The organism is Alcanivorax sp. REN37 (assembly GCF_041102775.1).
GTDB classification, from domain to species: domain Bacteria; phylum Pseudomonadota; class Gammaproteobacteria; order Pseudomonadales; family Alcanivoracaceae; genus Isoalcanivorax; species Isoalcanivorax beigongshangi.
In genome coordinates this window covers 2,067,219-2,092,054 of sequence record NZ_JBGCUO010000001.1, presented here as the reverse complement: position 1 = coordinate 2,092,054, position 24,836 = coordinate 2,067,219, and the positions used below count along the sequence as shown (strand labels likewise).

18 protein-coding genes and 2 tRNA genes are annotated in these 24,836 nt (G+C 63.3%); 15 read left to right on the top strand and 5 right to left on the bottom strand.

From position 1 onward, the window contains the following. Nucleotides 1-223: 223 nt before the first annotated feature. From smc to AB5I84_RS09490, 6 genes are read left to right on the top strand one after another with little or no spacing between them, the layout of a single operon-like run. Complete coding sequence (gene smc / locus AB5I84_RS09515; protein ID WP_369455618.1) at nucleotides 224-3,715, top strand: chromosome segregation protein SMC; 3,492 nt, start codon at nucleotides 224-226, stop codon at nucleotides 3,713-3,715. A gap of 52 nt (nucleotides 3,716-3,767) precedes the next feature. Continuing rightward, entirely contained in the window at nucleotides 3,768-4,667 is a 900-nt protein-coding gene (gene zipA, locus AB5I84_RS09510; protein WP_369455617.1) for a cell division protein ZipA, read from the top strand. 50 nt (nucleotides 4,668-4,717) lie between these two features. Continuing rightward, nucleotides 4,718-6,781 (top strand): NAD-dependent DNA ligase LigA, encoded by a 2,064-nt coding sequence (ligA, locus tag AB5I84_RS09505; RefSeq protein WP_369455616.1) that lies wholly within the window; start codon nucleotides 4,718-4,720, stop codon nucleotides 6,779-6,781. Continuing rightward, nucleotides 6,778-7,359 carry a transglycosylase SLT domain-containing protein gene (locus tag AB5I84_RS09500; protein WP_369455615.1) on the top strand — a complete coding sequence of 194 codons (582 nt, stop codon included), beginning with the start codon at nucleotides 6,778-6,780 and terminating at the stop codon, nucleotides 7,357-7,359. The genes ligA and AB5I84_RS09500 overlap by 4 nt, the downstream gene beginning before the upstream one ends. After that, a complete protein-coding gene (locus AB5I84_RS09495; protein ID WP_369455614.1) occupies nucleotides 7,346-7,789 on the top strand; it encodes a hypothetical protein in 444 nt (147 codons plus the stop codon). The genes AB5I84_RS09500 and AB5I84_RS09495 overlap by 14 nt, the downstream gene beginning before the upstream one ends. After that, a complete protein-coding gene (locus tag AB5I84_RS09490; RefSeq protein ID WP_369455613.1) occupies nucleotides 7,786-8,064 on the top strand; it encodes a DUF4351 domain-containing protein in 279 nt (92 codons plus the stop codon). Before AB5I84_RS09495 ends, AB5I84_RS09490 begins: the two co-directional genes overlap by 4 nt. A gap of 171 nt (nucleotides 8,065-8,235) precedes the next feature. Here the strand turns inward: AB5I84_RS09490 and acmB are convergent, their stop codons facing one another. From acmB to AB5I84_RS09470, 4 genes are all read right to left on the bottom strand, one after another. Further along, a complete protein-coding gene (gene acmB / locus AB5I84_RS09485; protein ID WP_369455612.1) occupies nucleotides 8,236-9,417 on the bottom strand; it encodes a methyl acetate hydrolase AcmB in 1,182 nt (393 codons plus the stop codon). A 114-nt stretch (nucleotides 9,418-9,531) separates the two neighbouring features. Then, nucleotides 9,532-10,542, bottom strand: coding sequence for an AraC family transcriptional regulator (locus AB5I84_RS09480; RefSeq protein WP_369455611.1), 1,011 nt, complete (start codon nucleotides 10,540-10,542; stop codon nucleotides 9,532-9,534). 199 nt (nucleotides 10,543-10,741) lie between these two features. After that, complete coding sequence (locus AB5I84_RS09475) at nucleotides 10,742-11,590, bottom strand: DUF4917 family protein (RefSeq protein WP_369455610.1); 849 nt, start codon at nucleotides 11,588-11,590, stop codon at nucleotides 10,742-10,744. A gap of 57 nt (nucleotides 11,591-11,647) precedes the next feature. Beyond that, the gene (locus AB5I84_RS09470) at nucleotides 11,648-12,547 is read right to left on the bottom strand and encodes a DMT family transporter (protein ID WP_369455609.1); all 900 of its coding nucleotides are present in this window, start codon (nucleotides 12,545-12,547) and stop codon (nucleotides 11,648-11,650) included. A gap of 299 nt (nucleotides 12,548-12,846) precedes the next feature. On the opposite strand from AB5I84_RS09470, the gene AB5I84_RS09465 reads away from it, so the two are divergent. Next, nucleotides 12,847-13,764 (top strand): LysR family transcriptional regulator, encoded by a 918-nt coding sequence (locus AB5I84_RS09465; protein WP_369455608.1) that lies wholly within the window; start codon nucleotides 12,847-12,849, stop codon nucleotides 13,762-13,764. Nucleotides 13,765-13,928: 164 nt separating this feature from the next. On the opposite strand, the gene AB5I84_RS09460 is transcribed toward AB5I84_RS09465, so the two are convergent. After that, nucleotides 13,929-14,594 (bottom strand): glutathione S-transferase family protein, encoded by a 666-nt coding sequence (locus AB5I84_RS09460; RefSeq protein ID WP_369455607.1) that lies wholly within the window; start codon nucleotides 14,592-14,594, stop codon nucleotides 13,929-13,931. 196 nt (nucleotides 14,595-14,790) lie between these two features. Between AB5I84_RS09460 and AB5I84_RS09455 the strand changes: the two genes are divergently transcribed. The 8 genes from AB5I84_RS09455 to csy3 all read left to right on the top strand — a co-directional run bounded on the left by AB5I84_RS09455 (nucleotide 14,791) and on the right by csy3 (nucleotide 24,836). Continuing rightward, nucleotides 14,791-14,866, top strand: a tRNA-Glu gene (locus AB5I84_RS09455). A gap of 4 nt (nucleotides 14,867-14,870) precedes the next feature. Then, nucleotides 14,871-14,946, top strand: a tRNA-Gly gene (locus AB5I84_RS09450). Nucleotides 14,947-15,200: 254 nt separating this feature from the next. Beyond that, entirely contained in the window at nucleotides 15,201-15,833 is a 633-nt protein-coding gene (locus tag AB5I84_RS09445; RefSeq protein WP_369455606.1) for a LysE family translocator, read from the top strand. 506 nt (nucleotides 15,834-16,339) lie between these two features. After that, a complete protein-coding gene (gene cas1f, locus AB5I84_RS09440; RefSeq protein WP_369455605.1) occupies nucleotides 16,340-17,323 on the top strand; it encodes a type I-F CRISPR-associated endonuclease Cas1f in 984 nt (327 codons plus the stop codon). After that, nucleotides 17,320-20,856, top strand: a complete 3,537-nt coding sequence (gene cas3f, locus AB5I84_RS09435) for a type I-F CRISPR-associated helicase Cas3f (RefSeq protein WP_369455604.1) — start codon at nucleotides 17,320-17,322, stop codon at nucleotides 20,854-20,856. Before cas1f ends, cas3f begins: the two co-directional genes overlap by 4 nt. A 480-nt stretch (nucleotides 20,857-21,336) precedes the next feature. Further along, a complete protein-coding gene (gene csy1, locus AB5I84_RS09430) occupies nucleotides 21,337-22,725 on the top strand; it encodes a type I-F CRISPR-associated protein Csy1 (RefSeq protein ID WP_369455603.1) in 1,389 nt (462 codons plus the stop codon). Continuing rightward, nucleotides 22,722-23,777 (top strand): type I-F CRISPR-associated protein Csy2, encoded by a 1,056-nt coding sequence (csy2, locus tag AB5I84_RS09425; RefSeq protein WP_369455602.1) that lies wholly within the window; start codon nucleotides 22,722-22,724, stop codon nucleotides 23,775-23,777. The genes csy1 and csy2 overlap by 4 nt, the downstream gene beginning before the upstream one ends. Nucleotides 23,778-23,816: 39 nt before the next feature. Then, on the top strand, nucleotides 23,817-24,836 hold the full coding sequence (gene csy3, locus AB5I84_RS09420) for a type I-F CRISPR-associated protein Csy3 (RefSeq protein ID WP_369455601.1): 1,020 nt from the start codon (nucleotides 23,817-23,819) through the stop codon (nucleotides 24,834-24,836).

The window sequence follows — 24,836 nt, the reverse complement described above, 5'->3', positions numbered from 1 at the left end:
GCAGCGGCCAACGGGCAGGGTGTCAGGCGGCGGTTATTTGAGCGGTCGAGGTTAGTGCGGGCGCGCAAATTTATATACACTCACGGTTTTTCCGTGCCGCTCAACGCCAAGGGAGGCCGGGCTTGCCACGGCGACGCAGGCACCGGACCGGGTGCCCGTGATTCTGTCCGCAGCGTCATGAAACTCCGCACCCCCCACGGGCGTGCCTTGATCAGGTCCAGTCATGCGTCTGAAAAGTATCAAGCTGGCGGGTTTCAAATCCTTTGTGGACCCGACCACCGCGCTGTTCCCGGAGAACCTCACGGCGGTGGTGGGGCCGAACGGCTGTGGCAAATCCAACATCATCGATGCGGTACGTTGGGTGATGGGCGAATCGTCGGCGAAGAATCTGCGCGGCGAATCCATGGCCGACGTCATCTTCAACGGCTCCAATGCGCGCAAGCCGATATCCCAAGCCAGCATCGAACTGGTCTTCGACAATAGCGACGGCAAGATTGGCGGCGAATACGCGCGGTTTGCCGAAATCTCCATTCGCCGCCTAGTTACCCGTGACGGCCAATCGAACTACTTCCTCAACGGCACTAAGTGCCGCCGCAAAGACATCACCGATGTGTTCCTCGGCACCGGTCTTGGGCCGCGCAGTTACGCCATCATCGAGCAGGGCATGATCTCGCGACTGATCGAGGCGCGCCCGGAAGACCTGCGCGTGTACATCGAAGAAGCGGCCGGCATTTCCCGCTACAAGGAACGGCGCAAGGAAACCGAAGGCCGCATGCGCCGTACGCGCGAGAACCTGGAGCGGCTGACCGACATCCGTGAAGAGCTGGAGCGGCAACTGGAGCGGTTGTCACGGCAGGCGGCGGCGGCAGAAAAATACAAGCAATACAAAGAGGAAGAGCGGCTGCTGTCCGCCCAAGTGCGGGCCCTACGCTGGCGCACCCTGAACGCCCAAGTCGAGCAGATCGAGCAGATCATGCGCGAGTTGGAGGTGCAGGTGGAAGCGCGCGTGGCCGAGCAGCGCCGGGTGGATGCCGAGCTGGAACGGCTGCGCGATGGCCACACCGAACTGCAAGACCGCTACAACAGCGTGCAGCAGGAGTACTACGCGTTGGGCGCCGAAGTGGCGCGGCTGGAACAAAGCATTCAGCACCAGCGTGAACGCAAGCACCAGCTCAACGACGAACTCGAACAAATACGGCGTAGCTGGCAGGAATCGGTGAACCACCGCGACACCGACGCCGAGCGGGTGGCGGAACTGGACGCCCAGCTGGATGAGTTGGAGCCGGCGCTGGAAATGGCGCGCGAGCAGGATGCCGAGACCGCCGAGCAGCTAGCGATGGCAGAAGAGACCATGCAGCTGTGGCAGCAGGAGTGGGACCACTTCAACCTCAGTTCCTCGGAATCCCGGCGCCGCGCGGAAGTGGAACAGTCGCGCATCCAGCATCTGGAAACCTCCATCGAACGGCTGTCTGACCGCATTGAGCGCTTGGCGCGCGAGCAGGACACCCTCGACGCCGGCCCGCTGGCCGCAGAAACACGCCAGCTGGAAGAGCAGCACGCACAGCTGCGTGAGCAGTCCGAAGAAGCGGACATGCGCGCCGAAACGGTGCAGGAGCAGATCCTGCAAATCCGCCGCGACAATGGCGAGCGCGGTCGCAAGCTGGAAGAAGACCGTGACCAGCTGCAACTCAAGCAGAGCCGCCACGCCACCCTGGAAGCGCTGCAGAAAGCCGCCCAGGGCGATGACGGCCAACTGGCGCTGTGGCTGGAGCGTCACCAACTGGCACGCAAGCCGCGCCTGTCCGACGGCCTGACGGTGGAGCCGGGCTGGGAAAACGCCGTGGAAATGGTGCTTGGTGATGCCTTGCAAGGCATTTGCCTAGACGGCTTTGAGCAGGTGGAGGGCTGGCTTGGCGATCTGTCCCATGGCCGCTTGTGCCTGGTGACCCCCGGTCCGCTGACGGTGCCCGCGGGTGACACCACGCTGGCCGCGCTGGTCAGCGGCCCGGCGCCCGCTTGGCTCGGCCAAGTGTTTGCGGTGGAGACTTTTGCCCAAGCATTGGCGCGTCGCGCCAGCCTTGGCGTCAGTCAATCGGTGGTGACCCGCGACGGCATCTGGCTCGGGCCGGATTGGCTGCGCGTGGCCGGCGGTGATGACCAAGGTGCCGGCATCCTCGCTCGCCGCCGCGAACTGGACGAATTGGACGAGGCTTTGCCGCTGCTGGAAGAGCAAGTGGCCGAACACCGCTTGGCGCTGGAGCAAGGCCGCGAGCAGGTGCAGGAGCTGGAGCACGAGCGCGAGGAATGCCTGCGCCAAGTAAGCCGCATTAACCGCGAGATGGGCGAGCTCAGCGCCCAGATCAGTGCTCGCCAGGTGCGTTTGGAACAGATCACCATGCGCCGTGAGCGGTTGTCCCAAGAACTGGAAGACAGCCGCGCTCAGCGCGCGGAAGAGCAAGAGCACATCAAAGACGCCCGCGCCACGCTGAGCGAAGCGTTGGATGCCATGGAGCAGGACAGCAGCCAGCGCGAAGCGCTGCTGGCCCGCCGCGATCACACCCGTGGCCAGCTGGAAAGCGCGCGCCAGAGTGCGCGCCAGCAACGCGACCAAGCCCACCAGTTGGCGATGTCGGCCCAGGCCGCACGCACTCAGGCGGAGTCATTGCGCCAAGGTCTGGTGCGTTTGGAAGCCCAGGTGGCGGCGCTGGCGGAACGCAAGACGCTGCTGGAAAACCAGCTCGACGAAGGCGACGACCCGGTGCTGGAGTTGCGCGGACAGCTGGAAGAAAAACTGGAAATGCGGCTCGACGCGGAGCAGCGCCTGCAGCAGGCGCGCCGTGATCTGGAAGGGGTGGATCACGACGTGCGTGGCCTCGATGCCCAGCGTTTGCAGTTCGAGCATCAGGCGCAGGAAGTGCGCACCATGCTCGACAGCAAGCGCATGCAGTGGCAGGAGCTGCAAGTGCGCCGTACCACGGTGCAAGAACAGTTGGCCGAACAACAATTCGATCTGCCCACGGTCCTGCAGAACCTGTCCGAAGACGCCAACGAGAGCGACTGGAACCAGGAACTGGAAGCCATTGCGGGGCGCATCAGCCGCCTGGGCCAGATCAACTTGGCGGCGATCGATGAATACAAAACCCAGGCCGAGCGCAAGGAATACCTGGACAGCCAGAATGCTGATCTGGAAGACGCGCTGCGGACGCTGGAAAACGCCATCCGCAAGATTGACCGCGAAACCCGCACCCGCTTCAAGGAGTACTTCGACCGCATCAATAAAGGGCTGCAGGAGCTGTTCCCGAAAGTATTCGGCGGCGGCCATGCCTACCTGGAATTGACCGGCGAAGACCTGCTCGATACCGGGGTGGCGATCATGGCGCGGCCGCCGGGCAAACGAAACAGCACCATCCATTTGCTGTCCGGCGGTGAGAAGGCGCTCACAGCCTTGTCATTGGTGTTCTCTATTTTCCGCCTCAATCCGGCGCCTTTTTGTATGCTCGACGAAGTGGACGCGCCGCTGGATGATGCCAACGTCGGCCGCTTCTGTAATTTGGTGAATGAAATGTCCAGTGTGGTCCAGTTCATCTATATCACTCACAACAAGATCGCCATGGAAATGGCGCAGGCGTTGATGGGGGTCACCATGCACGAACCGGGGGTGTCGCGCTTGGTGTCGGTGGACGTGGACGAAGCCGCAGAGATGGCTGCACTGTGATGCGCAATAAGTGGGAAGACGGGGGTCTACAAACAAGGACAGAGGCAAGCTCATGGGCCTGAATCTTGAAACCCTGGTTGGCATTTTAGTCATCCTGATCCTGCTGATTGCCGCTGACGGCTTTCGGCGCATGCTGCGCGAGCGGGCCACCCGCCTGCGCATGAGCATTCGGCCGTCACGGCGCAAGGTGCAGGATGATGACGACGACCACAGTAACGATGAACACAATCCGGAGCTGCCCTCCGGCGGCGCCCGACGGGTGCAGCGCCATGTGGCCGCGCCCGGCCCCGACAGCCAGCAGGCGCTGTTCGATGACGAGCCGGACGACGAGTTGTACGCGCAGCTAGAGCCGGAAGAACCGGAGCCAGTGCGCGCCGCGCCCGCCGCGCGTCCGGACCCGCTGGCCGATAAGGTGCCGCCGCGTCCGGCGGCGCCACGCCAAGATCTGCCGCAACCGGCTCCGGCGGCGCGTGCTGAGCCGAGCCGTGCGGCGCGCACGCCCGCACCGGCGGCCGAGCCAATGGAAGTGGTGGTGGTGCATTTGGTTGCCCCCGCGGGTGAGCGCTTTGCCGGCGCTACTTTGCTGGCGCTGCTGCTGGAAAGCGGTCTGCGCTATGGCGAAATGGACATCTTCCACTGCCATCGCAATGAGCAGGGGCGCGACGTGCTGCAGTTTTCCATGGCCAATGCGGTGGTGCCCGGCACCTTCGATATCGACGCCATGGAAGAACAGCTGTACGCCGGCATGACTTTCTTCATGGGCCTGCCCGGCCCGTCGCGGCCAGTGGCGGCGCTGGAGCGCATGCTTGATACCGTGCGCATGCTGGCCGAAGCCCTCGGCGGCGAACTCAAAGACGAGCACCGTAATGTGCTCACCCCGCAAACCATGGAACACCTGCGCGAGCGCGTGCGCGAATTCGAGCGCCGCTGGCACTTGTTGCAGGAACAGTGACCTGACATGGCGCCCTGCGGGGCGCCATGTGCATTCAAGAGCTGTCGTTTATGAGCCAGGACGATCTGTTTGCCGCGCCGGCCGGCGATGCCGAGCGCGCCGCTGCCCTGCGTGCGCAGCTACAAGATTGGAGCTACCGCTACTACGTGCTCGATGATCCGGGCGTGCCGGATGCCGAATACGACCGCGCCTTCCGCGCGTTGCAAGCGCTGGAGCAGCAGCACCCCGAACTGGTGACGCCGGATTCTCCCACCCAGCGCGTCGGCGACCGGCCACTGGAAGGCTTTGCCACCGTCCAGCACGACGTGCCGATGCTGTCGCTCGGCAATGTGTTCGATGACGACGAGTTGGCCGACTTTGACCGCCGTATCCGCGAGCGGCTCGACATCAGCACCGAGGTGGATTACGTCGGCGAGCCCAAGCTCGATGGTTTAGCGGTGAGCTTGCTGTACGAAGACGGCCGGCTGGTGCGCGCTGCCACGCGCGGCGATGGCACCACCGGCGAAGACATCACCCTCAATGTGCGCACCATGCGCTCGGTGCCGTTGGTGCTGCGTGGCCAGGCTCCGGCGCGGCTGGAGGTGCGTGGCGAAGTGATCATCACCCACGCCGGTTTCGAAGCGCTCAACCAGCGTCAATTGGCCGACGGCGCCAAGCCATTCGCCAATCCTCGCAACGCCGCTGCCGGCAGCCTGCGCCAGCTGGACCCGGCGATCACCGCTCAGCGGCCGCTGGAACTGCATGCCTATGCGGTGGCGCAGTTGGACGGGCAGCCGTGGCCGGCGCGCCACAGCGACTTGCTGGCGCTGCTGCGCGACTGGGGCTTTCGCGTCAACAGTCACGTGCGGGTGTGTGCTGGGCTGGCGGCGCTGGAACGCTTCTACCGTGAGTTGCTGGCCGGCCGTGACGGCCTCGGCTATGACATCGATGGCGTGGTGTACAAAGTCGACCGGCTCGACTGGCAGCAAGACCTGGGCTTTGTGTCGCGCGCCCCGCGCTGGGCGGTGGCACACAAATTCCCCGCCCAGGAAGAAATCACCGTGCTGGAAGGGGTCGACTTCCAGGTCGGCCGTACCGGCGCCATCACGCCGGTGGCGCGGCTGACGCCGGTGCAGGTGGGCGGCGTCACGGTCAGCAACGCCACGTTGCACAACATGGATGAAGTACAGCGGCTGGATCTGCATATCGGTGACAGCGTGGTGCTTTACCGCGCCGGCGATGTGATTCCGAAAGTGGTGCGGGTGTTGCCCGAGCGGCGTCCAGCGGATGCCGCCACCATCGTGCTACCCACCGCGTGCCCGGCCTGTGGCAGCGATGTGTTCGTGCCAGACGGCGAAGTGGTGGCCCGTTGCAGCGGCGGGCTGGTGTGCCCGGCCCAGCGCAAGGAGGCCCTGCGTCACTTTGCTTCCCGCCGGGCGCTGGATGTGGACGGCCTCGGCGAAAAGCTGGTGGATGCGCTGGTGGACAAAGGCTGGGTGCAGTCGCCGGCGGACTTATTCGCATTACGGGTAGAGCAGGTGGCGTCGCTGGAGCGCATGGGCGACAAGTCCGCCGAGAACCTGATGCAGGCGTTGGAGCGCAGCAAAGACACCAGCTTGGCGCGGTTCCTCTATGCGCTCGGTATCCGCGAGGTGGGCGAAGCGACGGCCCAAGGGCTAGCCCAGCATTTTGGCCGGCTGGCGCTGCTGATGGCAGCGGACGAGCAGGCGTTGCAAGAAGTGCCCGACGTCGGCCCAGTGGTGGCCAGCAACGTGCAGCACTTCTTCGCCGAGCCGCATAACCGGGCGGTGATCGAAGCGCTGTTGGCGGCCGGGGTACGGTTTGATGAGCACGATCCAGCTGAACGCCCGGCGGCGGACCAACTGCCGTTGGCTGGCCAGACCTGGGTGCTCACCGGCACGCTCAGCCAGCTCACCCGCGATGCCGCAAAAGGACTGTTGCAGCAGTTGGGAGCTAAAGTCAGCGGCAGTGTGTCGAAGAAAACTCACGCAGTGGTGGCGGGCGAGGCGGCGGGCAGCAAATTGGCCAAGGCTGAGGAGCTTGGCATCACCGTACTGGATGAAGACGCCTTGGTTGCGCTGCTGAACGAACACGGGTTAACTGCCAAACCATGAAACTGCTGACGCTGCTGCTCGCGATCCTGACCTTGACCGGCTGCGCCTACCGGCCACCAGACAACGTCGACAACGCCTGCTTGATCTTTGAGCAGCGCAGCAGCCTGTTCAACAACTGGCAGAAGCAGGCCAAGCGGGTGGAAACCGAGTTCGGCGTGCCAGTACCGGTGATGATGGCCACCATCTACCAGGAATCGCGTTTCGTGCCGCGCGCGCGGCCGCCGCGCCGCAAATTGCTGGGCTTCATTCCCTGGCGACGGCCTTCCACCGCTTACGGTTACGCGCAGGCGCTGACCAGCACTTGGGGCTGGTACGAAGAGGAAAGCGGCCGCTCCGGCAGCCGTACCCGCTTCAAGGACGCGATCCACTTTGTCGGCTGGTATCACGACCAATCGCACCGCCGCAACGGCATTGCCAAAACCGACGCTTACAACCTCTACCTCGCCTACTACGCCGGTCACGGCGGCTATGCCCGTGGCACCTACCGCCACAATCGTTCGATGCTCGGTGCCGCCAACCGGGTGGCGCGCATGGCCGCCATCTATGACCAGCAACTGCGGGCCTGTGGCCGACGCTAGCCGCATGGACAGCGAAGCGGTGGTATACGGTTGCATCCGTTTGCCCGCCAGCCCGGACAGGCTGGCGCAGCAGCGCCGTTGCATGCACAATCGGCGCGCGTTGCGCCAACTGCCCCTGGCAGACAGTGGCGCGCTGCTCAGCCGCGAGCTGTTTGCCGTGTCGGGGGATGACGAACACGGCGAAACGCGCAGCCAGCTGATCCATTTCGGCCTCGCCGACACCGGCGTCGAATACGAATGGAGCCACTGGATTCGCCAGTTCGAGGCGCTGTTGCAGCAGATGTACTGGGCCACCGCGGTGGTCCACCTAGATACCGAGACCGCCGGCCGCCACAGTTTCGCTTGGCAAGCGCTGGATGAGTGCCACAGACCCGGAGACGCGCCGCTGACGGTGCGTTGCGAATGGGCCCGTGAGGGGACGGTGGGATGAACAACAACAAGTGGCCACGCCACAGCAGGGAACACAGTCACAGCATGCGTCATTACCCGGAGCCGGCGTCGCAACCGCGGCGGTCCCGCAGTGCCCGGCGCCACAGCGCCGACAGCGAGCAACGACTGTTGCTGCGTTTGCTCACCGCCCGTTTCGGTACGTTGCCAGCGCCGCTGGAGGCGCGCGTGCGCGGCGCCGAGCCGTCGCAACTGGAGCTGTGGACCCACCGCATGCTGCAGGTAGAGCGGCTGGAGCAAGTGTTCGTCGACGCCTGATCCACGGCAGGCTACCGGTGTCGGTGGCTTCCGTTTCTTTGTCTTTGCCTTTCGTTGCTACGGTTGCCGAATGTCTGGCCGGTGTCGGTGTGCTTGCGCTCGACACGCCGCAACGCAGTCTGAGACCGGCCGCGAGGGCCAGCCAGCCACGGCTGACTGGCCCGGGTCGCTTTAGCCGCCACGCACTGCCCGGTAGACCTCGGTTTCAAATTCCAAGTAACCGCCATAGGACGCCGGATCGGCAAACGGCAACACTTGGCTGGCCCAGAAGCCGCCGATGCCGTGGTGGCGGTCGATCCAGTAGTAGAGGTTTGCCAGTCCAGCCCAACCGACGCTGCCGCTCGGGCGTCCGGTGGGAGCATCTTCCTCCAAGGTCATAAAGGTGAATGACCAACCTTTGCGCAGACCGGGGTACATTTCTGCATCGTTCGATAGCGCCGGTATTACTCCAGGCAGCAGCTTGACGCGCTGGTGGGGCAGTAGCTGGTTGCGGGTGGCCATGGCCACGGTATCCGGTTTCAGCACCTGGCCACTGGGCCCGGCGCCGTCGTTCAGCCACATGCGGATGAACTTCATATATTCGGGAATGCTGGCGTACAGCCCGTGCCCGCCGCAGTCCACCTCCGGCTGGTCCGGCAGAAACAGGTTCATGTCTTGCAAGCCGCCGTTGGCTTCGCGTGCGTACACCGCCGCGGTGCGCTCGCGCATGGAGGGGCTGCGGGTGAAGCCAATGTCGCGCATCGCCAGCGGCTCGAACACCCGCTCGCGCAACACTTGGCTAAGGCGCTGGCCGCGCAGCTGCTCCACGATCAATCCAGCCCAATCGATGTTGGTGCCGTACTCCCACTGACTGCCGGGATCAAACAGCAGCGGTGTCTCCAGCGCCGCGCGGGTGCAGCTGATGACACTGGGCTGGCCATGCTCGAGCGCCAGGGTGAGGTATTTCTCGTTGAAGAAATCGTAAGCAAAGCCGCCGGTGTGGGTGAGCAGGTGACGCGCCGTCAAGTCGGTTTTAGGCGCCCGCAGTTGCGGCTGACCCTGCCCATCGAAGCCGTCCAGTACTTGCAGGCCAGCAATGGCCGGCAGGTAGTCCTTCGCCGGCGCGTCCAAATCCAGCAGTCCTTCTTCTACGCACTGCAGCACCGCGGTGCCGGCCACTGCCTTGGTGGTAGAGAACATGGCGAACACGGTGTCCTCGGCCATCGGCGCGGCGCCGGGGCCTTGCACGCCAGCGGCGCCGGAATAAAGGGTCCGATCGCGGTCGGTGACCATGGCCACCACGCCAGGGACCGCTGGGGTGGCTGATACCGCTCGTTGCAGGATGCCGTCAAGGGACGAAGTCGGAAGCTGCATGCCGTTCTCCTGTTATTGGAATGTGGGAAATGGTCTGCCGGCAGCGTGCCGCAGTGCACACCTCCCTGCCATTCCAGAACGGCAGTGGTTGCTCCGGATCGGAAGCGGGCTGTATCAGTTGTGTCGCCGCTGCGCCAAGGTGCGGGACGGTAGCTGGCCGAAGTGCTCGTAGTAGCGCTTGGCCAGCGCGCCCAGATTGACGAAGCCCCAGTCCGCAGCCACGGTGGTGATGGTGTCACCGGGGCGCGCTTGCTGCAGAGCACGATGGAAGCCTTCCAGCCTGCGCTGGCGCAGGAACTGCTGTGGCGTCATACCACGGGTGCGACGGAAGCCATCCGATAGCGCGCGGGTGGACACCCCCACGCGTTCAGCAATGGCGCCGATGGTGGGCGGCTGCGCTGCTTCGGCGGCCATGATCTGCTCGGCGCGGCACACATAATGGGGCGCCGCCGCCGTGGCGGCACGCAGCGGCAGGCCGGCGCGTTCGCTCCAAGCTTGCAGCAGTTCCACACACAACATTTCCTCCAGATGTGCGGCGGCGTTGGTGCCCAGTAGCAGGCTGCCATCGGCTTGGATCGAGCGCACCGCGTACGCCAGCAGTGTGTGCCAACGGGAACCGGTGCCGCCGAAGGCGACGCGCTGAGTCCACAGCTGCGGATCGGGGCGGCCGCCCAGCCAGCGAGTGGCGATGTTTTCCACCACATCATGGGGAATGGTCAGGTTGAGTTGCATGTGGCTGGCGTCGGCGTCCAGCCAGTAGTCGGTGCGCGAGCAGTCCACTACGAAACTGTCGCCGGCGGCGGTGCTGACATGCTGGCCGCCATCTTGTTGATGGCGCAGCGTGCCGCGCAGGGTGTTGAGCACCAAAATGTTGCCGGCATCCGGATCGAAGCGGTCCAGATGCACCGGCACACCGTAGGCAAAGCGAGTAAGGGTGATGCGGCCGATCTGCGCTAAGCGCATGGTGGCCGCCGGCGCTGTGCGTGGCGCCGCTGGCTGCACCCGGAACGGCATGTAGACCTGGCGGCAGAACGCCGCGACCTGATCCCAGTCCTCCGAGAAGGTCGGCCCGTTTTGAGTAAAAGGACGGCCGGCGTCATCCAGCAGCAGGGCTTGATCCAACATCAGGGGACGCATCTCCAAAGCGAAGTGACGGCGCCGAACAGCGGGTTGCGGCAGTCAGGCTTCCACGGAAAGCGCCGCTTTTAAATAAGACTTTGGTGGTCGTCGCTGCGTGCTTGCAGATCAGCGCGGTGCAAGCCGGGGCAGATTCCGGCTGGCGGGCCGGCGCGAAGTTTACCCTCGGCGCCATCCACGGCGCCGCTCACATGGCGGAGACATTGCCGTGTGGCGAGCACTGGCCGCTGTGTTCAACCTCGGCCTGGGCCCAGCAACCGGGGCTTTCCGCGTCGAAAAACACCAGTTCGCGCCGTCCGTTGCCGAACAACCGCTGGGCGCGGCGCATCACCAGTGGGTCGTGGCGGTAGACCGCTACCGCCACCCGTCGCAGTCGCCGCTGGCGACCGAGCTGGGCAACGATGTGGCGGTCCTGGGGCCCCAGACTCCAACCATAGATCACCAGCGATTCCGCCATGTTGGGCAGCACGCCCTCATAGACCTGACGCAGGTAATGGTGGCCGGCTATGGCGCGGCGTTTTTCCGCGGCGGAGCCGGCGCACACCACGCTGCCGTGTTCGCTCAACTGGCCATGGGGAAACACCAGCAGAGTGTTGTCGCCGTCCGGCTGCCAGCCGATCGGGCGTACACTGGGTGCCGGACAGGCCGCCGCCCAGCGCGCGATGGCGTCATAGTTGAGCGTGGCGACGGTGCGGAAGCGGCTGAGGAAACGGCGCAGCCGTGGCAGCAGCGGCGCCAGCGTGGCGTGACTGACGTGGTGCTGTTGCAGCGCCTGCAGCAGATGCAGACGTAGCTGATGGCGCGGCAGCGGATCCTGTGGATGGCGGCGCCGGTGCCAACCCAAGGCGCGCTCGGCGTTGGCGCTGCCGGCGGCTTGGTAGAGCGCTGCCAGTTGCGGTGCACGCTGCTCCACATGTTGGCGCAGCGTGCGGTAATGAAAGGCGGGGCAGACGGCGATGCTGGCGCCGTTGCCGAGAATCAGGCCGTCATCAAAGGTGGATGCCAACTGCGGCCAGGGAACCAAGGTTGTTGCCATGGGTGCTCCGTCGGAACTGACCGGAGCCTGTTATAGCGCCTGATTGTTGCAGTTCGATCACCGCCGCAGCGGCCGCCGGATGCGCTGTCCCAGCGCCACCCCGGCCAAGGCCAGCAATCCCCCCACCAGGTGGTAACCGGCCAGTTGCTCATCCAGCCACAGCATGGCGGCCAGCGCCACGAACACCGGGGTCAGGTTGAGGAACAGACTGGCGCGGCCGGGGCCGAGTGCTTGGATGCTCTTGATCCACAGCAGCGGCGCGCCCACCGAGGCCAGCACCCCGGCATACAGCACCAGCGGCAGCCCGGCAGCAGTGACCGGGGCGGTGGTGGTGACCGCAAACCACGGCGTCAGCACCAGCATGGCGGCCAGGATCTGGATATAGAGCTGCAGCCAGTGGCTGAACGGAAACTGCCAACGCAGTAGCAGCGCTCCGTACAGCGCGTTGGCGGTGACGGCAATCAGCATCAGTGCGTCGCCCGGCTGTGGGCGGGTGTGCAGCAGCGTCAGCGGCGCGCCGCCGGAAATCAGCCACACCACCCCGGCAAATGACACCAGCCCACCGATCACCACGCCCCACGTCAGTCGGTCGGCGGTGAGAGCGCTGCCGATCAGACCGGCCAGCAGCGGCGACAGCGCCAGCAGGATCGCCATGTTGGTGGCACTGGTGGTGGCCGCGGCGTAATAGGCCAGCCCTTGGTACACCACCATGCCGAGCACTCCCAGCACCAGCAGTCGCAGCAGGTGAGGGCGCAATAGATGGCGTTGGCGCCACAGCAACGGCAGCAGTAGCGGCGTCATCAACAGCGCCGCCAGCAGCCAGCGATAAAACAGAATCGCTTCCGGGTCGATGCGGCCGTGGGCGAGTTTGGTCACCAGCGTGTTACCGGACCAGATCAGAACCGTGGTCAGCGGCAGCAGATAGTGCCAGCGGGTGGGGGAGACGGGATCAGCCATGGGTGGCTCCGTTCGGCAAGGCAGGGGCGCAGTGTAGCGGAGTGCCGGAGATGGCAAAAACCAAGTGGTGCGGCGAATTGGCGATACGCCAGCGCGCTGGTTGTTAGGCTGGGGCGTTCGAATACGAAGCGCCCATGTCGCGGGTGGGCTGCTTAGTCCTTAGCAAGGGATGGCGTTGATGAATGTTATTCATGTTCTTGGGCGGCATGATTGCGGGCGCAACGGCAAAATGCCGCGTTGTGCTAGTGATTGTCGATAAGGCACTATCTCGCGGTTGGATTGATTGATGAGGAAGATTCATGCTCGAACGTCGCCATCTGGAAACGCTCAGCGCTATCCGTCAGCACGGCAGTCTGGTGGAGGCCGCAGAGCATCTGCATGTCACCCAGTCGGCGCTGTCACACCAGCTCAAAGAGCTGGAAGGGCGGCTCGGTTTGCAGTTGTTGCACCGGCGCACGCGACCGCTGCGCTTCACTAATCCGGGGTTGAAAGTGCTGGAGCTGGCCGATCAAGTGCTGCCGCAGATGCAGGCGCTGGAGCGTGAACTGCGGCGTATGGCCGCCGGCGAAAGCGGGCGCATGCATGTGGCGATTGAGTGCCACTCCTGCTTCCAGTGGCTGATGCCGGCGCTGGACCGCTTCCGTGGCCTATGGCCAGGCGTAACGCTGGACCTGTCGGCGGCATTCTCGTTCGCGCCGCTGCCGGCACTGGTGCGCGGTGATCTGGATCTGGTGATCACCTCCGATCCAGACACCACCGAAGCCGTGCAGTGGGCGCCGTTATTCCGCTATGAACTGGTGCTGGCGGTGGCCAACGACCACCCGCTGGCGCGCCGGCGCAATGTGGCGCCGGAGGATTTGGCCGGTGTCACCCTGATCACCTACCCGGTGGAACGCGATCGGTTGGATGTGTTCACCGCCTTCCTGGATCCGGCCGGCGTCACCCCGAGCGCCGTTCGCACCGCCGAACTGACGCCGATGATGATCCAGCTAGCGGCCAGCGGCCGCGGTGTGGTGGCGCTGCCGAACTGGGCGCTGACCGAATACTTGGAGCCGGGCTTAGTGACAGCAGTATCGTTGGGTGAAGCCGGCGTCTGGCGCACGCTCTATGCCGGTGTGCGCAGCGAGGACGCCGACTCACCTTATTTGCAGGATTTCATCGGACTGGCGCGCGAACATTGCTTCCGCTCTTTGGCCGGAATTCGCGCGCCGGAGTGAGGAGCTGCCCGGCGTAGTCGTCGGATGGGCATAGAAAACGCCAGCCGTTGCCGGGCCGCTGAATAGCGATTAGCCGCCGCGCTTGGGGAGTAATCAGCCCGCTCAGTGCTGAGTGATGCGGTAGTTTCGAACGCGGCACCGATCCGGCCGGTGCCGCTTCCGTTTTAACGCGCCCGCGCTGCCATCAACTTGGCCACCAGCGCTTGTTCTTCACTGAACACCGTGACAAACGACGCCCGCGCGCGTACCCGTTCACCGTGGGCGGCCAGTGCTGGCCACCGCGCCGCATCCACTTGTTCTTGGCCATACCCGAAATTGACCAGCTGGCAGGTGATGGCCAGGTCCGCCACGCTCAGGGCGTTGCCGGCCAGCCACGACTGCTGCGCCAAACGCGCTTCGAATAGATCAAACAGCGGTGGCAGGCGCTCGTTGAGGGCCTTCTGGATAGCGTCTTCATCGGGCGACTGGCCCTTCAACGGCAGCAGCACCCGTTGGCGGAATACCGTGAAGGTGCTCCACGGCGCCACTTCATAATCGGCCAGCTTTTCGTACCACAGCGCTCGCGCGCGCTCTGCCGGGTCGACGGGATACAGCGCCGGCTGCGGGTAGCGCTGTTCCAGGTAGTCGCAAATCACTGCCGAATCGGCCAGCGTCAGATCGCCATCCACCAACGCTGGAATGCGCTTAAGCGGGTTCAACTGCGGATAATCCGCCGGCGGATTGAATGGGTCGATGTGCACGACCTCGTGGGCCAGCCCTTTTTCGGTGAGGGCCAGGCGCACTTTGCGCACGAACGGGGAGATCAAAGCGCCATACAGCGTGAGGGCCATCGTGGTGTCTCCAGATTGGTTGCCGAGGGCACCGATCAGAGACCAGCCGCTGGGCAGCGTCAATTGCACAGCCGCTCAAACCGCCTGGGTGTTGAAAAAAGCGGCAGTCGTGCTGTTGGAATAGTGTTTTCGCTTGACGTCGCAGCGGTTGCTGCTAGACTCTGCGCCCGTTCCGGTGATGCCGGAGCAGTCCAGGGTCCCCATCGTCTAGAGGCCTAGGACACCGCCCTTTCACGGCGGTAACAGGGGTTCGAATCCCCTTGGGGACGCCATTAAGCGGGAATAGCTCAGTGGGTAGAGCGCAACCTTGCCAAGGATGAGGTCGCGAGTTCGAACCTCGTTTCCCGCTCCAAATTCACATCGGTCACCAAACCGATGTTCAAAAAAGAGGCTGCGGCCTCTTTTTTTGTGCCTGCTTGGCGGCCACTGGGCGCCGCATCTTGCATCCTGTTTTGCCACAGCGCATAGTGCCGCCCGCAACTTGTCGCACCGCTCCAGCTACCCGCCGGAACGGGGCCCAAGTCGCTGTCCCGGCGGACTGATCGTCCGCCGGACTTGTTCAATTTTGAGTCCGGTTGCGGTGATCCCGCACGGTGGAGTGCTGTAATGACCCTCTCTTTGTGGCAGCTGTTGCTGTACATCCCAGCGTGCTTTGCGCTGAACATGATTCCCGGTCCCAATAACCTGTTGTCAGTGCACAACGCGGCGCGCTATGGCTTGCGTGCGGCCTGCGTGGCGGGCTTCGGGCGTATTATCGCGTTCGCGATCATGATCGCGTTGACAGTGGTGGGGCTGGCGGCGTTGCTGACCACTTCGGCGGCGTTCTTCTGGGTAGTGAAAATTGCCGGTGGCCTGTACCTGCTGTGGATGGCCTGGCAACTGTGGCGGGCGCCGACGGTGGATTCCGTCATCAGCCGTGCCACCAACGAGCCGGCGCCGCTGTGGGCGTTGGCGCGCCAGGAGTTTTTGGTGGCGGCTGGCAATCCCAAGGCGATCCTGATCTTCACCGCGTTTCTGCCGCAGTTTGTGACCCCGGGCGGTGACGTGAGCCTACAACTGATGCAAATCGGCACCCTGTTCCTGATGCTGGAACTGGTGGCGATCGCGCTGTATGGCTATCTCGGCGCCAACCTGCAGCGTCTGCTGGCGAGCGCGCGCAACAAGCAGCGCTTTAACCGTATCTGCGGCACCTTGCTGGGTGTGGCAGGGGCCAGTGTGTTGGCGGCGACGCGGTTGTGATTCTCTGCCGTCGTTGTGGCACATGGTGAATATTAGCCGCCGCTCGATGGTTTGAATTGCTAGAGGGCCTGAATCCGGTGCTGTGCTGGGTTCGGGCCTTTTTGTTTTCAGCGGATTATTGGGAGCCTCGGGTTCGGTGACTAGAACTCGGCAGACGTAGCGCGGGATGCGCAGCCGATCATCGACGGCGCCAAGCCACGGCGTGTTCATCTGCTGGACAGGCCGCGCCGACCCTCGGCCGTTGAAAACATGCCCACCATGTTGATGATGGCGAGAGGCGCAACCGTCATTGCTGTATAGATGGTGAACAATGCCACGCAGCATCATCGGAATTCGGAAGTTGGCTTTTATTTCTTCAGCTAGAGGCTTCGGCAGCCGGACTTCGCTGCGGCGGGCTGACCAGTAGGGCGGGCAGGCTAGGCGCCGCGACGGAAGATTGCTGGAAACCTCGGGTCAGTGCTGCATTCGGCTACGAATGCCGTGCCGATCGGAACGGAAGGGAAAACATGGATGTCTTAGCCTCGTCGGATTTAAAAACCATTCTCCACTCCAAGCGCGCTAACCTTTATTACCTGCAGCATTGCCGGGTATTGGTGAAAGGCGGTCGGGTCGAATATGTCACCGATCAAGGTAAGGAGTCGCTTTACTGGAATATCCCCATTGCCAATACCACCTCGGTGTTATTGGGCACCGGTACGTCGATTACCCAGGCGGCAATGCGCGAACTGGCCAAAGCCGGTGTGTTGGTGGGCTTTTGTGGTGGCGGTGGCACGCCTTTGTTTTCAGCTAATGAAGTGGATGTGGAAGTGGCGTGGTTTTCGCCGCAGAGCGAATACCGGCCCACCGAGTATCTGCAAGCTTGGGTGCGCTTTTGGTTTGATGACGCCTGTCGGGTCGAAGCGGCACGCCTGCTCCAGCAGCGCCGACTCGAACGGGTGCGACAGCAGTGGTCCAAGCGCTCTTTGGTAGCGGCCGGCTTTGCTGTAAATGTCGAGCGGTTGGATGCTCTGCTAACGGCGAGTGCGACGCGCATTCAATCGTCAGCGGACACCACAGCGTTGCTCACAGAAGAAGCACGCCTGACTAAAGCACTGTTCAAATTGGCGGTGGACACTGTGGGATACGGCGACTTCACGCGCGCCAAGCGCGGTACGGGAGCGGATCCGGCTAACCGCTTTCTCGATCATGGCAATTATCTGGCTTATGGCTTGGGCGCCACCGCCACTTGGGTGCTGGGGCTGCCCCATGGCTTGGCGGTGCTGCACGGTAAAACCCGTCGCGGCGGACTGGTGTTTGATGCCGCCGACTTGGTCAAAGATGCCAGCATCCTGCCGCAGGCTTTCCTGTCTGCCATGCGTGGTGATGAGGAAGCGCAGTTCCGCCGTCACTGCATTGAAGCGCTGACTCGCAGTGAGTCGTTGGACTTCATCATCGATAGCTTGAAAGACATCGCCCTGCAGGTGTCAGGCTCTATGGGCCCGGCCCAATGAATATTCTGCTGATCAGCCAGTGCGACAAACGCGCGCTCACCGAAACCCGCCGTCTCATTGATCAATTCGCCGAGCGACGCGGTGACCGTACTTGGCAGACACCCATTACCCAGGAGGGGCTGCGGACGCTGCGGCGCTTACTGCGCAAGACTGCTCGCAAGAACACCGCCGTGGCGTGTCACTGGCTTCGCGGACATGACCATTCTGAGTTGCTGTGGATCGTTGGTGATGCCCGGCGTTTCAATGCCGAGGGCGCGGTGCCGACCCATCGCACCGGCCGTGATGTATTACGCCGCGACGACGAAAATACCTGGCACCACTTACCACTGATGCAGGCACTGACCGCCTTGGCGGCGCTGCTGCATGACGTGGGCAAAGCCACCGAGGCGTTCCAGCAGATGCTGACCGCGGCGATGGGTGGGGTGATGCCTGGGACAACTCACTATCGTCATGAGTGGGTGTCAGTGCGTTTGTTCCAGGCCTTTGTGGGTGGAGACGATGACGCGGCTTGGTTGCAGAGGTTGGTTGCGGCGGCGTCGCGAACTGACGACGGCGCTTGGCTGTCCGAATGGCTTAGCGCGGAGCGTCTGCAATGCGATGGCCTGCCATCGCTGAACAGCTCCGCCACGCGGGCTGGCTCGTTGTTTGACAGCTTGCCGCCCTTGGCACAGGCGGTGGCTTGGTTGGTACTCACCCATCACCGCTTGCCAGCTTTGCCGGTGCGCCGTTCAGCACAGGCCGAGCAGTCCGATAGCTCTCGATCTCCATTCTTGGCACACGGTGCGCGGCCGGACTCATTGAACCCGGAGCAGCTCAGCGGCTTGCTTGCGCAAATCGACGCGGACTGGAACCAGCCGCCGCAGTGCCGCGGCGACGTCGACCTCGGCGCTTACTGGCGTTTCCCGCACGGGCTGCCGGTTACTGACCGCGACTGGCGCAAACAAGCGGCGCGGCAGGCTAAAGCGTTGTTGCCGTGGACGCAGCGGGGCGAAACTTGGTTGCAAGATCCGTTTGTGATGCACGTATCAAGGCTCTGCCTGATGCTGTCGGATCACTATTACTCCAGTCTTACCTTCGAGCGCAGCGCGGAGTGTGCTGCCTGGCAGCCGGCTCCCGAGCGCCAACGCTACCTGAAGCCGCAGGCTCGACTGCAGGCCAATACCGCCCGCTGTGACGGTCAGTACCGTTACAACCAAACTCTCGATGAACATCTGCTCGGCGTGCACGCCACCGCCAACCGCGTCGTGCACGGCCTGCCCTCATTGGTACGCAGTTTGCCGGCGCTGCAGCGTCACCGTGGCTTGAGTCGCCGCACCACTCGCGAGGCATTTCGCTGGCAGGACAAGGCGGTTGACCTGGCCCGGTCGGTGCGTGAACGCACGGTTGAGCAGGGTGCCTTCATCGTCAATATGGCCTCCACCGGCTGCGGCAAGACCCTCGCCAACGCCCGCATCATGTATGCCTTGGCGGAACCGACCCATGGCTTGCGCTGCGCCTTTGCCATCGGCCTGCGCACGCTGACCCAGCAAACCGGCCGCAGCTTCCAACGCGATCTCACGCTGGATGACGATGAGCTGGCGATTCTGGTGGGCGGTGCCGCCAGTCGGGCGCTGTTCGAGCACCACGAAACCAAGGAGGAAGCCCGTGGCTCGGCGTCGCGCCAAGCGTTGCTGGATGAGGACAGCCATGTGCTATACGAAGGCGACGACCGTCATCCGCTGCTGCAGCGGCTGACCCGCGACGCCCGCAGCCGTCGCCTGATTGCCGCGCCGGTGTTGGTGTGTACCGTCGACCACCTCACGCCGGCCACTGAAAGCTTGCGCGGCGGGCGCCACATCGCGCCCATGCTGCGGTTGCTGACTGGGGACCTGGTACTGGACGAACCAGACGATTTCGATCTCGACGACTTGCCGGCCCTGACCCGCTTGGTGCACTGGGCTGGTCTGCTTGGCGCGCGCGTGCTGTTGTCATCAGCGACGTTGCCGCCAGCGCTGGTGCAGGGACTCTTTCAGGCCTACTGCGATGGCCGTACTCATTGGCAGCATCATCGCGCCCAGCGGCCAAATGAGCTGTTGCGGATTCCATGCCTGTGGGTGGATGAGTTCAGCTGCCGGCACGCCGAGTGCAGTGATGAGGCCGTGTTTCTAGCGGCCCATGACAGCTTTGCCGAGGCCCGCATCCGCCGATTGGCGGCGGCGCCAGTGCGCCGCATCGCCGAGTTGTTGCCGGTGGACTTCGGCGCCGTGCCGAAAGCCGAGCGCCCGGCACACTGGGCGGCGCTATGGCGAGACGCGGCGCTGCGTCTGCATCGGGATCCGCAGAACCACAATGTTGATCCGGCCAGCGGCAAACGGGTCAGCTTCGGGCTGATCCGCATGGCCAACATTGGGCCCTTGTATAAGGTGGCCCAGGCCTTGTTCGTCTTGGGAGTTCCGCAGGGCATACGCGTGCACTTGTGCGTTTATCACTCACAATTCCCGCTGTTCTTGCGTTCGGCAATAGAACATCGCTTGGACACTGCACTGGACCGCCGGCGCTCGTCGCTGGCGGACCCTGATCCGGTGTTTTCACGCGCGCAGGTGCGTCAGGCATTGGACGCCCATCCGGAGCCGGACCAATTGTTCGTCGTACTCGGCAGCCCGGTCACTGAAGTGGGGCGCGACCATGACTACGACTGGGCAGTGGTGGAGCCATCGTCCATGCGGTCGCTGATCCAGTTGGCCGGGCGGGTGCGTCGGCATCGCCCGGGTCCGGTCGACCGGACAAACGTGTTGGTGGCGGATCACAACGTCCACTTTTTCGAACGAAGTGACGTTAAGGAGGCGGTCTATTGTCGACCGGGCTTCGAGGACGTTAAGCGCTGCCAGGCTAACTCGCCCGAACGCAGCGCGCGTTATCCCAACTTCCACCTAAGCACCCATTCCCTGCGAGAACTGTTGGCCGATCAGCTCGACCAGCACGGCCGCTGGGTGCTGGATGCAAGCCCTCGTCTACGTCTGCCCCAGGGGCGCCGGTTGATGCCCACCGGTCACTTGGCGGATTTGGAGCACGCGCGCCTGCGCCATGCCATGCGTCCCACTCTTCCCGGTCAGGGGGAGCGCGCACAGGCTGCCGCCCCCTGGATGCTCAATGCCAGCAGCCATTGGAACGTGCCTTTGGCTTGGCTCAGTGGGGTGCTGCCACAAGCCCAGCGCTTCCGGCACGACTCTACGGCGCGCTGTGACGCGGTGATGCTGCCGAACGACGACGAGGATGCCCTGCTGCTGCATCGTCTCACCGGCAGCGGCCGGCGCAGAGCGCCGCTGTATACCCCGGAGGAGGAAAGCTGCTGGCACCTGCCGGATGAGGTGGTGGCGGGCCCTGGCATTGCGCCTTGGGGGCAGGTTGATCCGCTGGCTGCGCTGGCCGAGCTAGCGGAGGCTCGGGGCGAAGATCTGCGTCGCTGCGCCGAGTCCTTCGCCACCGTCAGCCTGCCCCGGTCGGAGCAGGGCTGGTGGTTTCACCCGGTGTTGGGGTTTTGCAAGAAGGGCTGACTGCCTATGCGGCAGAGAAAGTTTGGGAATTAACGTTGGCACTATTTTCTGAGCTGCTTTTTCAGCAGATGGCGAAGCCCCACGCAACAATTTGCATGGATAAATTAATGTAGGCACTATGGATGCCCATGTCGAGCAGACAGATGACGTGCCTAGCCCGACTTTGCTTTCCGATTCAGAGCTTTGATCCAGAAACTGATCGACATGGTCTCGAGGCACTCTTCAGATGAGTCGGTTGAGAGGAAGCAGCTCTTGGATCAGGCCGCCACCTGATCCAAGTCCGTAACTTCAGTGAGCACAACAGTCGTCAAAGACGGCAGGAGGGTATCTCAGTGGTTGGCCGCTACGCGCCCAGAAGAGCCATCTAAGCGGAAGCCTCTCCAACTTAAGCGGAGGCCTCTTGAGCTAAGGGACTGCCCGAGTGCCGTGTGTCGACTCGGGCAATTCTAACAGCATCTTATGCTACGGAAAGGAATTCTCGTGAATAACAACCCAATGGATGAAACAGCGCCGAGTTTCCGCGCGGCTGTCGATCGCTTCATACAGGAGCGGCGCGACGCCAAGCTCGACAAACTCAAAGATGATGATCCCAAGCGGGCCGATATCTTGACTCAGCACCAGCGTGATCCTTGGCTGGATGACGCCGCCCGCCGTGTCCGGCAAATCCAAGCGGTCACCCACTCGTTGAAGCCCATCCATCCCGATGCGCGCGGTACCAACCTCTATGTCATGCCCTCCGTCATGGCGGCGCTGGATGAGGTAGGCAGCCATGTCCTGGGCGAGCAGTTCGTGAGTGACGTAGTAGGCAACGCCGCTGCGCTAGATGTGTACAAGCTGCTGCGGCTGGAAGTGGATGGCCAGAGCCTGTTGCAGGCGTTGGAAATCGAAAGCACCGACGCTTTGTCGGCGTTGAGTGATGATCCGCTGCGGGCCAAAACGCTGCGTGATGCGTTCGTCAGTCTGACCGGTGCCCGCGAGGAATCTCCTGGCAGTCATACCCACGCTAAACAGCTTTATTGGCTGATCGGTGATGATCCGGTCGACGACGCCCAATACCACCTGCTGGCGCCGTTATACGCGACGTCGTTGGCCCATAACGTTCACGCCGTATTGCAGGAACACCGCTTCGGTGACGCTAACAAACAGGCACGCCAAGCCTATCGGGACCGCAACCACCACGACGGCACTTTCCATCATTACCCCAACATAGCGGTACAAAAGCTGGGGGGGACCAAGCCGCAAAATATCTCCCAGCTCAATAGTGAACGGGGCGGCATCAACTACCTGCTGTCCTCATTGCCGCCCACATGGAAGGCGTCCGAGTTTCGCGTGCCGATTCACACGCGCTCTGTGTTCGAGCGGATCTACGCCGGTCGTCCGGCAGTGCGCCGTACCGTGCAACGGTTGCGCACGTTACTGGAAAGCGATCCGGAGCGTAACAGCACCACTCGCGACCGCGTGGAGGCCTTGGTCGAGCGGCTGATTGATGAGCTGAACATCATGGCTGCCGGTTTCCTGCAGGCGCTGCCGCCCGGATGGAGCCGGGGGCAAGACTGCCAAGAGTTGGTGCGGGAGGAACAGCTGTGGCTGGATCCGCTGCGTGCGGAACTGCCCGACGAAGCGGAGTTCGCTCGGGAGTGGTTGTGGATGGATTGGCCAGACGCTGTCGGCCATCGCTTCGGGCAGTGGCTGAATGCACGGTTGGAAGGCAAGCACGTGTTTGGTGATGCCGAGCTGCGACATTGGAAGAAACAGCTACGGGTCGATGAGAGCGACGCAGGCTGGGCGCATCAGCTGCATTGTCTGCGCCAGAAATTGGAAGTACCGCAGGCGGGCGATCAAGGTTCCATCGGCGAGGTGTCCGCATGAACGAAATTCCTCTCAGCAGCGCCCAAGGGCTGTTAGTAGTGCCACACCTGCGCGTGCAAAACGCCAACGCGATCTCCAGTCAGATGACCCATGGATTTCCCTCCATCACCGCGTTCGTCGGCCTGATGTGGGCGCTGGAGCGCAAACTGGCGGCAGAGCCAGTACCGCTGCGGCTGCTGAAAGTCGGCGTCATTTGTCATGCTCAGCAGGAGCAGGTGAACAGTGGCTACGTCAAGACTTTCCGCCTGACCCGCAACCCGGTGGGCCGCGACGGTGGCACCGCCGGCATTGTCGAGGAAGGACGCACCCACCTGGAGCTGACGCTGGTGTTTCTGGTGCAACAAAAGCGTGTTGCCAACGTTGAACCGGTTCTGCTGACGCAAGTCGGTGATGACGTGCTCAATGGCTGGGCTCAGCACGCTGCCGACACCCTTGCTGGCATGCGTGTGGCGGGCGGCAGTGTGTTGCCGCCGGTGGTGGGTCCTGGGCGCATGGTGCGGCCTTGGTTACGGCTGTTGGCGGATGACCCTGATAAGCGCGCGCGCCAGTTTCGCCAATGGCGGCGGCAGTGGCTGCCCGGTTTTGCACTGGTGGGGCGCGATGACGTGCTCGCCGAATGGCTGACGCAATTGCAGACCAGCGATCCGGACGCCACCGCGCTGGACGCCTGGTTAGAGCTGTCGCGCTTCAATTATCGCGCTGACCCACACGACGCCAACGCAACCGCAGTGAAAGGCAGCGTCCGCTGGCGTGATCCACAGCGCGGCAAAGGCAGTGGCTGGCTGGTGCCGATTCCAGTGGGCTATGTCGGCCTGTCCGCGCTGCATGGCGCCGGGCAGGTGCGCCATGCACGGGACGAGCGCACGCCGCTGCGGTTTGTCGAGTCGGTGTACTCCATCGGCGAGTGGGTGAGCCCGCACCGGATCACCGATGTGGAAGCGTTGTTGTGGCAGCCAGAGGTCGATCATGCGAAAGCGCTGTACCGCTGCCGCAGCGGCTACGGGCTGGCGGCGGCGGACGATCCCGACGATGACTTTTATGACTACGACTGAATTGTCTTTGACCTAATAAAATGAAAAAGGAATTCCATGATGAGTAAAGCACCGCTGAAAACCGCTAGCGTTCTGGCCTTTGAGCGCAAACTTGATCCCTCCGATGCATTATTTCATGCCGGCGACTGGCAACAGCAAGACACTGCCGCCCAGTGGGCGCCGGTGGCCGTGCGCGAGAAATCGGTGCGCGGCACTATTTCCAACCGCCTCAAAGCCAAGGACCAGGATACGGCCAAGCTGGATGCTTCTATCACAAGCCCAAACCCGCAAACGGTAGATACCGCCGCGCTGCCGGCTGCTGCCGACACCTTGAAAGTGACCTTCACAGTGCGCGTGCTGCCCGGCGCGGGCGCACCATCGGCCTGCAACAACGCGGAGTATCAAGCCAAGTTGTCGCAAGTCGTCGACGGCTATACGGCTGAACACGGCTTTGCTGAGCTGGCCATTCGTTACGCCGCCAACTTGGCCAATGGCCGCTTCCTATGGCGCAACCGCATCGGTGCTGAGCAGGTGCAGGTGCGCGTGGCACGCATGGAAGCCGGGCAGCAGGCCCAAGAGTGGCGCTTCGATGCGTTGGCGCTGAGCCTGCGCCAGTTCAGCCGTGACGACGCCAGCGTGGTGGAGCTGGGCCATGTCATTGCCGAAGGTCTGGCCGGCACCCGACATCTGCTGTTGCAAGTGACTGCTTTTGTGCGCCTCGGTGGTGGCCAAGAAGTATTCCCATCACAAGAACTGATCCTTGAGCGCGGTCGTGGTGACAAGAGCAAGACGCTTTACCACGTTGATGGTGTGGCGGCGATGCACTCCCAAAAGATCGGCAATGCGCTGCGTACTATCGATACTTGGTACCCCGAAGCCGATGAAAACGGCCCGATTGCAGTGGAACCCTATGGCTCGGTGACCACCCAAGGGCGTGCCTATCGTCAACCCAAGGACAAACTGGATTTCTATAATTTGCTGGATGGTTGGGTGCTCAAGGACAAGGCGCCGGACACCGATCAACAGCACTTCGTTATGGCCACCTTGATCCGCGGTGGCGTGTTCGGTGACGCGGGGTGA

Coding starts and splice junctions, on each gene's coding strand:
- smc (WP_369455618.1), top strand. CDS start 224: ATGCGTCTGAAAAGTATCAAGCTGGCGGGTTTCAAATCCTTTGTGGAC.
- zipA (WP_369455617.1), top strand. CDS start 3,768: ATGGGCCTGAATCTTGAAACCCTGGTTGGCATTTTAGTCATCCTGATC.
- ligA (WP_369455616.1), top strand. CDS start 4,718: ATGAGCCAGGACGATCTGTTTGCCGCGCCGGCCGGCGATGCCGAGCGC.
- AB5I84_RS09500 (WP_369455615.1), top strand. CDS start 6,778: ATGAAACTGCTGACGCTGCTGCTCGCGATCCTGACCTTGACCGGCTGC.
- AB5I84_RS09490 (WP_369455613.1), top strand. CDS start 7,786: ATGAACAACAACAAGTGGCCACGCCACAGCAGGGAACACAGTCACAGC.
- acmB (WP_369455612.1), bottom strand. CDS start 9,417: ATGCAGCTTCCGACTTCGTCCCTTGACGGCATCCTGCAACGAGCGGTA.
- AB5I84_RS09480 (WP_369455611.1), bottom strand. CDS start 10,542: ATGTTGGATCAAGCCCTGCTGCTGGATGACGCCGGCCGTCCTTTTACT.
- AB5I84_RS09475 (WP_369455610.1), bottom strand. CDS start 11,590: ATGGCAACAACCTTGGTTCCCTGGCCGCAGTTGGCATCCACCTTTGAT.
- AB5I84_RS09470 (WP_369455609.1), bottom strand. CDS start 12,547: ATGGCTGATCCCGTCTCCCCCACCCGCTGGCACTATCTGCTGCCGCTG.
- AB5I84_RS09465 (WP_369455608.1), top strand. CDS start 12,847: ATGCTCGAACGTCGCCATCTGGAAACGCTCAGCGCTATCCGTCAGCAC.
- AB5I84_RS09460 (WP_369455607.1), bottom strand. CDS start 14,594: ATGGCCCTCACGCTGTATGGCGCTTTGATCTCCCCGTTCGTGCGCAAA.
- AB5I84_RS09445 (WP_369455606.1), top strand. CDS start 15,201: ATGACCCTCTCTTTGTGGCAGCTGTTGCTGTACATCCCAGCGTGCTTT.
- cas1f (WP_369455605.1), top strand. CDS start 16,340: ATGGATGTCTTAGCCTCGTCGGATTTAAAAACCATTCTCCACTCCAAG.
- cas3f (WP_369455604.1), top strand. CDS start 17,320: ATGAATATTCTGCTGATCAGCCAGTGCGACAAACGCGCGCTCACCGAA.
- csy2 (WP_369455602.1), top strand. CDS start 22,722: ATGAACGAAATTCCTCTCAGCAGCGCCCAAGGGCTGTTAGTAGTGCCA.
- csy3 (WP_369455601.1), top strand. CDS start 23,817: ATGAGTAAAGCACCGCTGAAAACCGCTAGCGTTCTGGCCTTTGAGCGC.